Source organism: Streptomyces sp. NPDC056480 (assembly GCF_042795405.1).
Classification (GTDB): domain Bacteria; phylum Actinomycetota; class Actinomycetes; order Streptomycetales; family Streptomycetaceae; genus Streptomyces.
The window spans coordinates 15,602-28,802 of record NZ_JBHTSA010000056.1 but is presented as its reverse complement, the minus strand read 5'-3'; the positions used below and the strand labels follow the sequence as shown (position 1 = coordinate 28,802).

The 13,201-nt window shown below is 73.0% G+C and carries 9 protein-coding genes; 2 read left to right on the top strand and 7 right to left on the bottom strand.

What is annotated here, in order from left to right; all coding sequences use genetic code 11:
* Positions 1 to 231 precede the first annotated feature (231 nt).
* Complete coding sequence (ligA, locus tag ACFQ79_RS23655) at positions 232 to 2,313, bottom strand: NAD-dependent DNA ligase LigA (protein ID WP_383586596.1); 2,082 nt, start codon at positions 2,311 to 2,313, stop codon at positions 232 to 234.
* 267 nt (positions 2,314 to 2,580) lie between these two features.
* Between ligA and ACFQ79_RS23650 the strand changes: the two genes are divergently transcribed.
* Complete coding sequence (locus ACFQ79_RS23650) at positions 2,581 to 5,646, top strand: DUF4132 domain-containing protein (RefSeq protein ID WP_383586594.1); 3,066 nt, start codon at positions 2,581 to 2,583, stop codon at positions 5,644 to 5,646.
* A gap of 365 nt (positions 5,647 to 6,011) precedes the next feature.
* Positions 6,012 to 6,710: a D-Ala-D-Ala carboxypeptidase family metallohydrolase gene (locus ACFQ79_RS23645; RefSeq protein WP_383586592.1), complete on the top strand. Its 699-nt coding sequence runs from the start codon at positions 6,012 to 6,014 to the stop codon at positions 6,708 to 6,710.
* A gap of 81 nt (positions 6,711 to 6,791) precedes the next feature.
* Here the strand turns inward: ACFQ79_RS23645 and ACFQ79_RS23640 are convergent, their stop codons facing one another.
* From ACFQ79_RS23640 to ACFQ79_RS23615, 6 genes are all read right to left on the bottom strand, one after another.
* The gene (locus ACFQ79_RS23640) at positions 6,792 to 8,057 is read right to left on the bottom strand and encodes a sensor histidine kinase (protein ID WP_383586590.1); all 1,266 of its coding nucleotides are present in this window, start codon (positions 8,055 to 8,057) and stop codon (positions 6,792 to 6,794) included.
* Between the two features lie 126 nt (positions 8,058 to 8,183).
* On the bottom strand, positions 8,184 to 9,239 hold the full coding sequence (locus tag ACFQ79_RS23635) for a pyridoxal-phosphate dependent enzyme (RefSeq protein WP_383586588.1): 1,056 nt from the start codon (positions 9,237 to 9,239) through the stop codon (positions 8,184 to 8,186).
* On the bottom strand, positions 9,160 to 10,293 hold the full coding sequence (locus ACFQ79_RS23630; protein WP_383586586.1) for a GHMP kinase: 1,134 nt from the start codon (positions 10,291 to 10,293) through the stop codon (positions 9,160 to 9,162). Before ACFQ79_RS23630 ends, ACFQ79_RS23635 begins: the two co-directional genes overlap by 80 nt.
* A complete protein-coding gene (locus tag ACFQ79_RS23625; protein WP_383586640.1) occupies positions 10,290 to 11,114 on the bottom strand; it encodes a Rossmann-like domain-containing protein in 825 nt (274 codons plus the stop codon). Before ACFQ79_RS23625 ends, ACFQ79_RS23630 begins: the two co-directional genes overlap by 4 nt.
* Positions 11,115 to 11,288: 174 nt before the next feature.
* Positions 11,289 to 12,086, bottom strand: a complete 798-nt coding sequence (locus ACFQ79_RS23620; protein WP_383586584.1) for an ABC transporter ATP-binding protein — start codon at positions 12,084 to 12,086, stop codon at positions 11,289 to 11,291.
* Entirely contained in the window at positions 12,083 to 13,069 is a 987-nt protein-coding gene (locus tag ACFQ79_RS23615; RefSeq protein ID WP_383586638.1) for a FecCD family ABC transporter permease, read from the bottom strand. Before ACFQ79_RS23615 ends, ACFQ79_RS23620 begins: the two co-directional genes overlap by 4 nt.
* Positions 13,070 to 13,201: the final 132 nt, after the last annotated feature.

The window sequence follows — 13,201 nt, the reverse complement described above, 5'->3', positions numbered from 1 at the left end:
GAAGGGTGGACCGGCCGGGGCGCACGAACTCATCGGTTGTCGTGCTCCCGATCCCGATCGAGGCGACAGCCACGGAGCAGTCGTGCGCGCCGGCAGAGCGGGGTGCGTCGGTTCGTGGGCTCCGCGCCTTCGGCATGAGGTTTCATCGTCGCCCCGCGGCGACCCGGGGGCGCGGCGAACCGCCGCGCCCCCTCCCTCATCAGCTCATCGGCCCATCAGGCCGGCAAGCCATCAGGCCAGATACTCGGCGACCCGCTCCGCGAAGGCCTCCGGGGTGAGGACCTCCACGCCGAGTTCGGCGGCCTTGACCGCCTTCGAGCTCGGCTTGCCGTTCGCGGACGGGGCTGCCACGAGTATGGACGTCTTGGCGCTGACGCTGCTTCCCGCGCGACCCCCGGCCTTCTCGATCAGGGCGTTCATCTCGGAGCGGCCGAAGCCGTCCAGCGGGCCCGCCATCTTTCCGGTGACCACGACGACCTTGCCCTCCAGCGGGCCGCCGCCCTGGGCTGCGGACGCGTCCTCGGGCTCGGTCATGGTGACACCCGCCGCTGTCAGCTTGTCGATGACGGAGGCCAGCGCTGCCACCTGCTCGACGATGACCGGGGCCTTCTCCGGGCCGATCCCCTCGACGTCCTGCATCTCGACGGCGTCGGCCTGCCGGATCGCGTCCATGGTGCGGAAGTGCCGGGCGATGCGGCGGGACATGCTGCGCCCGGTGCCGAGCACACCCAGGGCGCAGAAGACACGGTTGAGGGGGCGGTCCTTCGCTGCCTCGATCTGCTCGGCGAGCTTGGCTCCCCGCTTGGCGCTGCCGGACGCGGCCGTCAGCTGCTCGACGGTCAGTGTGAAGAGGTCGGCGACGTCGCGGACGTCGCCCGACTCCACCAGAGCCGCCACGTACGTCTTGCCGAGGCCGTCGATGTCGAGCATCTCGCGCCCGGCGGCGTACTCGATCAGGGCCGGGAGCGCGCACGCCGTGCCCTTCGCGCAGCGCCAACGCTCCTGCGCCGTGTTGATCTCGCCGCCGCAGCGGGGGCACGCCTCGGGCAGGGGCACCGGCGTCGCTCCGGCCGGGCGGAGCGGGACGACCGCCGCCTGGACGCGCGGGATGATGTCGCCCGCCTTGTACACCGTCACGGTGTCGCCGATGTGGAGGTCGCGGCGGCGGATGTCCGCAGGGTTGTGCAGGGTGGCACGGGTGACCGTCGATCCGTCGATCTCGACGGCGGTGAGGATGGCGGTGGGGGCCAGGACGCCGGTGCGGCCGACCTCCCACACGACGTCCTCGAGGACCGTCTGCCGTTCGATCGCGGGCAGCTTGACCGCGATGGCCCAGTGCGGGAAGCGGGAGCCGAGGCCGGCCGCCTCCTGCTCGGACGTGTCGTTCAGCTTGATGACCAGTCCGTCGATGCCTACGGGGAGTTCCGTACGCATCGCGGCGACGGCGTCGGCCTGCGTCTGGGCGGCGGCCAGGTCGGAGACGACGAGCAGGCCCGCAGGCGAGGCCGCGGTCGTCTGCACCCCGGCGTCGGCCACGGCTGCCAGCGCCTCGGCGTGGGTCGCACCCGCCGGCAGGAACGGAACGCCGTCCAGCTCCACCACCCCGTACGCCCAGAACGTCATCCGGAGCCGGTACGGGCGGCCCTTCGCCCTCAGCGTGCCCGCCGTGCCGTTGCGCGGGTTCACGAAGACCTGCGCGCCGTGGGCGGTGCGGACCTCGTTCGCCGTCTCGAACTGCTCCTGGGTGAAGGCGACCTCGCCCCGGACCTCGACGGTGACCGGCTCGGCGAGCTGCTCGGGCAGGCCGTCGATCTGCCCGATCACATGGCTGACGTCCTCGCCGTGCCTGCCGTCGCCGCGGGTGACGACCTGCACCAGGCGGCCGTCGCGGTAGCGGGCGGCCACGGCCGCTCCGTCGATCTTCGGCTCGACGGTGAATCCGCCGACCGGGGCGCGGCCCAGGCGACGCTCGACGGAGGCGCCCCAGGCCACCAGGCCCTCGGCGTCGAAGACGTTGTCCAGACTCAGCAGTCGGGTGGTGTGCGCGACGTCGCCGGCCGGGGCGGCGCCGTCGGCCACGAGGCCGGTGGGGCTGTCCGGGGAGACCTCCGCGGGGTTCTGCTCCTCCCAGGCCAGGACGGCGAGGCGAAGCCGGTCGTACGAGGTGTCGTCCATCGCGCTGTCGCCGTCCGCGTAGTAGGACTGCGAGGCCTCACGGAGGTGTTGGAGAGCGGCCTCGTACGCGGCGCGGTCGGACACGGTGGGCAGGCCGGACAGGCCGGACAGCGCCTCATCGGCGGGAATCGTCGTCATGAGGAGATCCTCTCGCGAGGGTCTGACAACGGCCGGTGAGCCCGGCGGGAGCCGCACGGGCGCGCCGGGGTGCGCGCTGCGGATGGCGGACGGCGAGCCCTGGTTGCCGATCAGGGTCGTCCGACGGCCGGCGCACCTCGGCGGAGGGCGTTGTCAGTGGCTCCCGGTACGTTGTGGTCAGCTGCTCGGACTCCTGGGGCGGCGACGCACGACGGGGGTAGGGCGATGAGTTCGAACGGTGTGTGGAGGGCTGTCGGGGAGCACGAGGTGACACTCGATCTCCGATCCGGGCCGAAGCCTGTGGTGCGGTGCCGGACCGCGGCCGGGCGGGAGCTGAAGAAGGTGCCGGGTTCGCTCGGTGCCGAGCCGGTGGTGCGGGAGCTGACCGCGCTGGCCGAGTGGATCGGTGACCATGCCGCCGGGGTGCTCACGAGCGTCGAGCGGTGGATGACGCGATCCCTGCCGGTGTCCGCCGCGTTGATACGGGAGGTGTGGCCCGACCCGTACTGGCGGCGCGCCCTGCGGTACGCGGTGGTCGCGCCGTACGGCGGGACCGGGGCGGACGTGGAGCGGGCCGGGGTGCTCACGGGCGTGGTGGCCCGGCCGGGCGGTGCGCTCGTCGTGGCGGGGCTCGACGGGGAGGAGCGCGCGCTGGACGACGCCGTCGTCGTGATCCCGCATCCGGTGCTCCTCGATCCGCATGGCACCGGCCTCCTCGAGCGGTGGCGGAAGGCGCTCGTCTCGCTGGGCGGGGAACAGGGGGTCGAGCAGCTGGACCGTGCGGTGTACGTACGGCCGGACTGCTCCCCCGCGCCCGGAGGCCGGGGCCTGCGCGAGGGGATCTCCGCCTTCCACGGCGCCGTGTTCGCGTCGGGTGCGCATGTCGAGCGGGTGGTGCGGTCCTTCGGCGGGCGGATCGGCGGGGAACGTGCGGGCTTCTCCTTCGGGCACGGCGGGCGGATGTACGGGATGGTGGCCGACCTGCGCCATCAGGGCCCCGCGGCACCGGTGAGCCTGTACGACCTCCGGTTCGCCGAGGCGCGGGGCCGGCAGGGGGCCGGGGCGTACGACGCGGTGCCCCGGCCCGTCTGGTCCGAGGGAATCAGGGCGATGGCGGTCCTCTACGACGAGCGGGAGGCCCCTTCGGGAGGTTCGTCCCAGCAGGTGCCGGCCGACTCCGGATCCGTCTATCAGGCCTTCCTCGCGACGTGCGCCGAGTACGCCACGGCCGGCGCACCGGAGGCCGGCAGCCCCGCGCCTCGGCAGCCCGCCGGTGCGCGGCAGCTGCTCGCCGCGGGTGCGGTCCTCGCGGGTCCGCCCGCCGGTCCGGACGAGGAAGGGGTGACCGCGCGGCACTACCTCTCGCCGCTGCTGGACGGCGAGGAACGCTTCGTACGTCTTGCCGTGGCACGGGCCGTCGGGGCTCAGGACGCGGTGGCGCGGGCGCTGGGTCTGGACCCGGACGCCGGCGAGGCCACGCCCGTGGGCAGGGCGCCGATCCGGCCTCTGGACCTCCTGACCAGGGTCTGCCGTGCGCACCCCGGGCTCGCACGGGAGGCGCTGGGCCTGCTGGCCCCGTTGCGGATCTGCGCGAAGACCGCGGCGACGAAGCCGGGCAGGGCCGCGACCCGACTCCTTTCAAGCCTGCGGAAGCTGACCGTGAATCAGCCCGAACTGCTGCCGTACGCCCTGGACGAGGGCGCGCGGATCGTGGCCGCGGAGGGGAGCGTCGCCATGGCCAGGCCGCTGTACGTCGAGGCGCGGACGGCCGAGCGGCGGCTGGGTGGAATCGACGAGGACGCTCTGCGGGAGCTCGTCTCGGAGTTCCGCGAGTTGGGCGTCGTCGACGAGAAGCTGCTCAAGCAGTACCGCACGGACCTCGCCGCACGCTCGTCGGAGGGCCACGCGTACGAGAGCTATCGCCGGCTCGCCCTGGAGTGGTGCCGGGCGGAGAACGCGATGCCGACGTCGGTCGTCGACGACGGGGGCACGCAACCCCGGCAGCGGGACATCCCGTCGTCGTTCGCCGTCGAGCTCGCGCCGGGCGTGGGCGGCCCGCCGACCGTGGACGACACGCACACGGAGATCTTTCATCTGCTGCTGCGCAACGGCGGATTCGAGAGAGCTGCGGTGTCCGTCTGGGAGGCATGGGCCGGGCCGCTGGAGCGGGACCTGGCGGAGCACGCCGACACCGCCGACCGTCTGAGGACCCACTTTCCGGAGCCGGGGGGTTCTTCCGCTGCGGCGAAGACGGCGGCCGCGGAGGCGTGGCTCGCGCTGTCGGCGCGCGTCGGACTCCTGGAGCGGTTCACGGGGACGGCCGAACCCTCCTCGCTCGAGTCGGCGGAGAGGGCGAACGCCTGGCTGACGCGGTTGTTCACGCGGTACGCGGGCCTGCGGCAGCCCGTCGCCGGGCTGGAACCGGTCGTGGCATCGGTTGCCGCCCTGACGCGTGCGGCGGGTGAGGCCCGCGATCCGCTGGTCGGGTTGAAGACCCGGTCGTTGGGAGGCGACTTCTGGGGCGTCGGGTTCGATCTCGGATTGCTCGCCCTGATGCGGCGGGTGGGGATGCCGCTCGGTGAGCCGGCGGACGAACAGGGTGTCTACGCCCTGCAGTGGATCCAGCGGCGAGGGACCGCCGGTGTCGAGTCCGTGCTGGCGGACCCCGGCTTCCGCGAGCCGATCCGCGGCGAGCTGACCGGAGCCGTACGGGGAAGCCTGGGGTACACCGTGACACGGCACTGTCTGACGCCGTTCCCGAAGGTGACCAGGCAGGTGGCCGCATCGGAGCCGTTGCGGGAACTGATGGCCGGGATCCTGGACGAGCGTGCGCGGCGCGTACGGTCGTCCGGCGCGGGCGGCCTGTTCGCGCTGCAGGATCTGCTGCTTCACGTGGAGCCGTTCGTCGTCGCCGGGGCGGTGAAGCACGTCGACGGGTACGTACGGGAGGCGCTGGCCGCCGACCCGGCCGCACTGCTCGCGAAGACCCTGCGCGACGGCTGCCTCGCCCGTGAACACGAGGGCGGCGACCGGGTGACGGCCTGCGCACTCGGGGAGGTGACCGCCGACCACGCCCGGGGGCTGCTGGAGGCGACGGAGGAGAGCGTCAGGGACCGTCATACGGAGATGTACGGCGGGGAGCCCGCCACCCGCAGGAGCAGATACCTCGACTTCCGTCCGGGGAGCGCGTTCGCTCAGGACCTTCTGCCCGTCGTCGAGAAGACACTGCCGGGGATCGCCGACGACTCCTGTCGGTCGCGCGCCTTGGGGGTGACGCAGGGCGTGCTGTGGTGCGCGAGGTGGCAGGCGACGCTCCGGGGGTTCATGTCCTGACGCCCGCGACGGCCTGCCTTCAACGCCTGCCTTCAACGACCTCCCCGGCGGGTGGGGGACGGACGCCCGCTACGGGGTCACCTCGACCTCCCCCTCACGACCGCCTCCTCCGGCACCACCACCGGCGGTGGCGGTGGCGGTGGCGGTGGCGGTGGCGGTGGCGGCCGGAGCGGCGTCCCGTTCATCCGGGCGCCATTGGCCCGACAAATGACGCCTGCTCGGGTGTGGTTGACGCGCGTCGACCGGGCCGTCAGTCTCGGGGGGACTCTCAGCCCTGAGTCACCTCGGATTCGTGAGGCCATGGAGGATCGATGTCCCGACGCCCCCTGCGTTCCCTGCCGCTCCGACTACTTCTCTCACTTGTCATGATCATGACTGCCTCGGTGGGTGGAGTGATGGCCACCGCGGGCACCGCCCAGGCCGACGGCTGCTACACCTGGTCGCGCACCCTCTCCCAGGGCGCCTCTGGCGCCGATGTCACGGCGCTGCAGATTCGCGTGGCCGGGTATCCCGGCTACGGCGGGGTGCTGGCGATCGACGGCGAGTACGGCCCGGGCACGGCGGCCGCGGTCAAGCGCTTCCAGGCCGCCTACGGGCTGGCCGCCGACGGTGTCGCGGGCCCCGCGACCTTCAGCAAGATCTACGCGCTCCAGGACGACGACTGCACTCCCGTCCACTTCTCCTACGCCGAGCTCAACGACTGCAACACCACCTGGGCCGGCGGCGCCGTGAGCGCGGCCACCGCCAAGTCCAACGCCCTGCGCACGATGTGGAAGCTGGAGGCCCTTCGGCACGCCCTCGGCGACCAGAGCATCCGCGTCACCAGCGGCTTCCGCAGCCAGGCCTGCAACGACGCGGTCGGCGGCGCCGCCTCGAGCCGCCATCTCTACGGAGACGCGGCCGACCTCGGCGCAGGACCCCACTCGCTGTGCCTGCTGGCCCAGCAGGCCCGCAACCACGGCTTCAACGGGATCCTCGGCCCCGGCTACCCCGGACACGGCGACCACACCCACCTCGACCACCGGGCAGGCCGCTTCTGGTCGGCGTCCAGCTGCGGCATCTGACGGCGCGCCGGCGTACCGCGCTGGGGAGCGCCGGATCGACGTCCGGCGAAGCCCGTCCGTGTGGTGCGGGACGGTGGCGGGTCAGGTCGTCGCCGCGCGGACGGGGATCGCCGCGGAGAGGACCGTGCCCTCGCCCGGGAGGGACTCGATGGTGAGAGTGCCGCCGAGTTGACGGGTGCGGGTCCTGATGGCGGGGAGGCCGTGGCCGCGTGTGCCCGCCGGCTCACCGCCCCTCGTCCTCCCCTCCCGATCCGTTCCTCGGCCCCGGGCCGCCGTCGCTCCGGTGGCGGGTTCGGCCGCGGGGTCGAAGCCGTGGCCGTCGTCGGCGACGTCCAGGACGACCTGGTCGTCGAGATACGTCAGGGTGAGCGCCGCGGTCGTCGCGCCGGAGTGCTCGCGGACGTTCGCGAGGGCGCCCTGGGCGATGCGGAGCAGCGCGGACTGGACGCGCTCGGGCAGGGGTTCGACGGGGGTGCCGTCGATGTGGCAGCGGACGGTGAGGCGGTGGGAGGTCTCGCGCTCCGCGAGCCTCCGCAGGGCCTGGTCGAGGCCGTCGCCGTCGGCGAGGTCGGCCGGAGCCAGGTCGTGGACGAAGCGGCGCGCCTCGGCGAGGTTGTGCTCGGCGATCGCGGTGGCGGTACGCACATGGGTGCGTGCCGTCGCCGGGTCGGTGTCCCAGACGCGGTCGGCGGCCTGGAGCAGCATCTGCTGGCTCGAGAGGCCCTGGGCCAGGGTGTCGTGGATCTCCATGGAAAGGCGCTGGCGTTCGGCGAGGGTGCCTTCGCGGCGCTCGATCGCGGCGAGTTCGCGCCGGGTGCGGATCAGGTCGTCGATCAGCTCGCGCTGGCGCCGCGCCTGGCGGTCCATCTGGACGAACACCGCCACGGCGATCGCGGCGATCGCCGGCGGCGCGAGGAACACGTCGACGTCCAGCCGACCGGCCAGCCGCAGGTGGGCGGTCACCGAGGCCGCGGTGATCAGCGCGATGAGCGCGATCGCGGCCGGTGGCCGCAGGGTGCGCAGCCCGATGAAGAAGAGCGGGACCGCGCACCAGCCGAAGCTCGGCGCAAGCCAGACCAGCGCCATCCAGACGGCGACGACCGCCCCGAGCCAGACGTAGCGGCGCTTCGTCGGGCTGGGGCCCAGGAGCGGTTCGACGACGTAGAGCACCGCCAGGGTGGCGGAGAGGGCGATGACCCAGGGGGCGAGGTTCTCGCCGGTGTGCCGGATCAGGAAGCGGGTGAGGGCGGAGCCCAGGAGCAGGAGGAACGCCACGTACAGCAGAAGGCGGAGCCAGCCGTCGCCCTGTTGCGTGGAGTCCTCGCCGTAACCGCCACCGTTTCGCACCGTTCCCCGCTTTCCGCCTCTATCAGGCGTAGATCACAGCAAACATCCCATAGTGGCGTACGGAGGCCTGCTCCTGGGCCCGGGTCGGTCGGGTCGGGCCGGGTCGGGTCGGGTCGGGTCGGGGTGTCAGGCGCCGAGTGGTGGGCTCGGGGTGCGGTTCCAGGGCATCCGGGACCAGGGAAGGGCGAGTTCGGTCTGGTCGGCGATGTCCCTGGGGGCGAGGTGGGCGAGGGGCGCCGCTTCGCGGTGGCGCGCGTAGACGGTGTCGGTGTAGCGGTGGCCGGTGTCGGGGGCGATGAAGAGGACGGTGCGTTCGGGGGCGCGGTCGTGTTCGTGACGGGCGGCGAGATAGGCGGCGCCGGTCGAGAGGCCCGCGAAGACGGCGTGGCGGCGCAGGAGGTCGACGGCGCCGGACAGGGCCGCGTCGAACGAGATCCAGTGGAGGGTGTCGTACAGCTCGTGGGACACGTTGCCGAAGGGGATGGAGCTCCCGATGCCCGCGATGATGATCTCGGGGTCGGAGGTGTGCTGGGCGCCGAAGGTGAGGCTGCCGTAGGGCTGGACGCCGATGAGTTCGACATCGGTCGGGGCGCCGTGTGCGGCACGGCCCGGCACGTTCCCCGACACGCCGCCGGAGGCGTCGCGCAGGTAGCGCGCGAGGGCGCCCGTGGAGGCGCCCGAGCCCACTCCGCCGACGACGGTGAGTCGCTCCGTGCCCGTCTCCTCGCGGATGCGGTCGGCGATGCCACGGTAGCCGAGGTAGTGGATGTCGTCGTGGTACTGCCGCATCCAGTGGTACTCGGGGTGTGCGGCGAGGATCTCGTGGATCCGTTCGACGCGTCGCTTCTGGTCGAGTTTGAGGTCGTCGCAGGGTTCCATCTGTTCGAGCGTGGCGCCCAGTACGGCGAGCTGGGTGCGCAGGGTCCTGTCGACGGTCGTGGAGCCGACGACGTGGCAGTGCATGCCGTGCCGGTGGCAGGCCAGGGCGAGGGCGTACGCGTAGATCCCGCTGGAGCTGTCGAGCAGGGTGTCCCCGCGGCGTACGACTCCGGTGTCGAGGAGGTGGCGTACGGCGGCGAGCGCGGAGACCACCTTCATCGTCTCAAAGCGCAGGCAGACGAGACGGTCGCCGAGACGTATCAGGTCGGGCCGGCCGATCGCCTCGGCGACGTGCTGGTCCATCGAGCAGCTCCTTGGTGGTGAACGTGCGGGTGGTGGGGATGCCGTGGGCGTTCAGGGCGTGGCGGCAGGCGCGGAGGCGAGAACGGAGGTCCCCGGGTGCGGCCGGGTCGAACAGGACGCCTGCCACGGCGCCGCTGTGCGCGATCTGTACGCCTGCCGCCCCGAATCGCCGGGCGATCGCGTTCAGGTCCTCGAACTCCGATTGCTGCAGGGCCTGTTGACCGCGTCGCGCGCTGGCCGTTGCGACCTGCCCCAGAAGTTGTACGTCCCCGGTGGCGATCGCACGGCGCAGGAGTGCGCGCAGCCGCCCGTACTCCTGGACGTCGGCGCCGGTGAACTCCCGTACGGGCAGGGCGAGGGTGTCGACCGGTGCTCCCCCGCCGAGGACGCAGCCCACGACGACCAGGGGCGGGAGGGCCGGACCGAGGACTTCCAGGATCCGGCCCTCCCGCTGGGCGAAGAGGACCGGGCGGGCGTCGAGCATCAGCGGATCGCTGGCCCGTTCCGCGCGGACGGCGAGGCGGGCGACGGCGTCGGGGGCCAGGCGAAGCCCGTACGAGTCGGCGACCGCACGGACCGTCGCGATCACGTCGCTGGTGGAACTGCCCATGCCCAGGCCCACCGGTACGTCTCCGGAGAGCAGCAACTCCCCGCCGCTGGGAAGCAGTCCGACCTGCCGCGCGCACTCCGTCACCGCGAGGCGTGCGGCGCGTGCGGCTTTCCCCCGGTCGGCGGGGAGGACCGTGAGTGCCTCGGGCGGTGTGCCGGGCCGACGGACGAAGTCGGCCCGGCTGCCGGGGCCGGCCAGCGGGAGGGTGACGAGACCCGCGCACCTGCGTCCGTCGGCGTCGAGGAAGACGCCCTGGAGGAGTTCGCCGTGGTGACAGGGGGCGTGGCCGGTACCGGCGGCATGGCCGCTGCCGGTGGCGTGGCCGGTACGGGTGGCGTGGCCGGTATCGACGGCCTGGCCGGTACCGGCTCGGGTCTCGGCGTCGAGTGGCGCGGCCGCGTGGGTTGTCCGGGGGGCGTGGGCCCGGCGCGTGGCGGAGGTCATGCCGCGCCGCCCACCGTGCGGTAGCGGTACAGGACGGTCTCCTCGGCACTGAACTGGGAGAAGGGGAACGGCTCCGCCGACAGGGCGGTCACTCCCGAACCGAGGAACGCGCGGGCGACGGCGCTGCCGCTCTGCGCGTACACGATCAGCGGGATGCCACGGTGGCGGCAGCGCTCCAGGATCGTGTCGAAGGAGCCGTTGCTCAGGGTCATCCCCGTGGCGACGACCGCGTCGGCGCGGTCGAGCACCTCGTGCATGTCGTCGGTGACGGGGTCGCCCCACTGGGTCGCCTTGAGGTTGAAGTCGCAGGGCAGGGGCACGCCGCCGCGCTCGCGGATCGCCGCGACCAGCGGGTTGACCACCCCGATGAGGCCCACCTCGGCGCCCTCCTCGATGTCGAGCAGACCGGCGATGGCCGCGTCGCGGGCCGTCGCGCGGGTTTCCGGCGTGCCGCTCGGGAGGCCGACCGGCTCGGCGTCCCCTTCCTCGGCCGCGACCCGGTGCGGGCGGGTGTGGGCCAGGTAGGCGTCGAGGGCGGCGATCCGCAGGGGGCGCGGGGCGTCGCGCAGCAGGACGTCGAGCGGCGCACCGGAGTGGTCGCGGCAGATCGCCGGGGTGAGTTCGCCGGCCTCGAACGCGCAGCCGCCGAAGGTGCCGCCGACGCGGACCAGGACGTACTGGTTGAGATAGGTGGTGTCACCGCCGGCCAGGCGGGTTCCGTGGTGGATCCAGAACACGCTGGTCGCGATGAGTTCGGCGGGCAGCGGGCCGTGTTCACCGGCCAGGACGGCCTCGATGAGCCGGTCGACGGAGAGCGACAGCGGGACGGCGGCGGGGCCGGGAACAGGCGCAGGAGGCGTGCCGCCGGGCTGGGACTCGTTGTGCGTGGAAGTGGAGGCCGATGAGGAAGCGGATGCGGAAGCGGATGCGGATGCGGATGCGGATGCGGATGCGGATGCGGAAGCTGAAACTGAAGCGGTCAAGGTCGTGTCCTTTCAGAGGGTGGGTCGACGCGCCGGGACGGGTGCACCGAGGGAGCGGCGGTAGCTGACGGCCGGGTGCCCCAGGGCGTCGGTGGTGAGTTCCGCGTCGACCTCGAACACCTCGGCGAGTCGATCGGCCGTCAGGACGGCCTCGGGAGGGCCGGCCGCGATCAGTCGGCCGTGGTGCAGGAGGAGGAGCCGGTCGCAGTAGCGGGCCGCGAGCGACAGGTCGTGCAGGGCGACCAGGACGGTCCGGTCGGTGCCGGTCAGGAGCTCCATCAGTTCGAGCTGATGCCTGACGTCGAGGTGGTTGGTGGGTTCGTCGAGCAGCAGTGCGTACGGTTGTTGGGCCAGCCCGCGGGCGATGTGGGCGCGCTGGCGCTCGCCGCCCGACAGCGCCTTCCAGGAGCGTCCGGCGAGCGCGGTGAGGCCGACCACTTCCAGGGCGGCGGCGGTCACCGCCCGGTCGGTGGCGTCCGCTCCGCGCCAGCGGTCCCGGAACGGGGTGCGGCCGAGGCCGACGACGTCGGCGACCCGGAGATCGCTGTCGGCGCCCGAGTCCTGGGCGACGAAGGCGACATGGCGGGCGATCCTGCGCGCGCTCCACTCCCCCACCGATGCGCCGTCGTACCGGACAGAGCCCGCGTCGGGGTCCCGGAGCCCGGCCAGGCAGCGCAGCAGGGAGGACTTTCCTGAGCCGTTCGGGCCGATGAGGCCGACGGTCTCGCCGGAGGCGATGTCCGCGCTGACCTCACGTACGACCGGTGTGCCCGCCACCGACCAGCTCAGGTTCTCGGCGGTGATCCTCACAGTTCCCCCCTCCTGCGCAGGACGAGGAGGAAGAGGGGTACGCCGAGGAGTGCGGTGATGACTCCGACGGGGACCTCGCGGGGTGCGAAGGCGATCCGAGCGAGCGCGTCCGTCCACACGAGGAACACCGCGCCGGCGAGTGCCGCGTACGGCAACAGCACCCGGTGCAGCGGTCCGACGAGGAACCGCACCCCGTGGGGCACGATCAGCCCGACGAAGCCGATGGCGCCGACGGTGGCCACCGCGACGGCGGTCAGCGCGGCCGTCACCACGAGCAGCAGCATCCTGGTGTGCCGTACGCCGATGCCGAGGGAGGCGGCGGTGTCGGTGCCGAAGGTGAGCCCGTCGAGGGCGCTCGCGCACAGCCACGCCACGGTCAGGCCGAGCGGGGTGACGATCGCGCAGACCACGACGGTGTTCCAGCGGGCCGGTGCCATCGATCCCAGCAGCCAGTGCGTCACGGCCCGTGTCGTGTCCGCGTCCGCCGATGCCATCAGGATCAGCGAGGTCAGCGCGGTGAGCAACTGTCCGACGACCACGCCGGTGAGGACGATGCGGACGGAGTCGAGGCCGGTGCGCCTCAACAGGAGGAGCAGCAGCCCGAAGGAGAGCAACGCGCCGACGAGCGCGCCGCCGGTGACCCCGAGCGTGCTCGCGCCGATCCCGAGGACGACGACGGCGACGGCTCCGGTCGACGCGCCGGAGGAGACGCCGAGCAGGTAGGGGTCGGCGAGCGCGTTGCGGGTGACCGCCTGGAGCACCGTGCCGCACACGGCGAGCGAGGCGCCGACGAGCGCGGCCATCAAGACGCGCGGCAGCCGCAGGTCCCAGATGAGCGAGTCCATCAGCGGAGGCAGCGGCTCGACGTCCAGACCGAGGTGGGTGGCGAGGGCGCGGGCCAGGTCGGTCCAGCCGGTGTCGGCGGTGCCGATGCGGACGGCTGCGGCGATCGAGCCCACGAGGGTGGCCACGGAGAGCAACAGGAGGAGGGGCCGAAGGCCTCCGGGACGCGCGCCTCCGGTACGGGCGCCTCCGGGACGAGCGCCTCCGGGACCGGGGCCTTCGAGACCGGGGCCTTCGGGACGGGTACCTTCGGCGCAAGGACCTTCGAGACC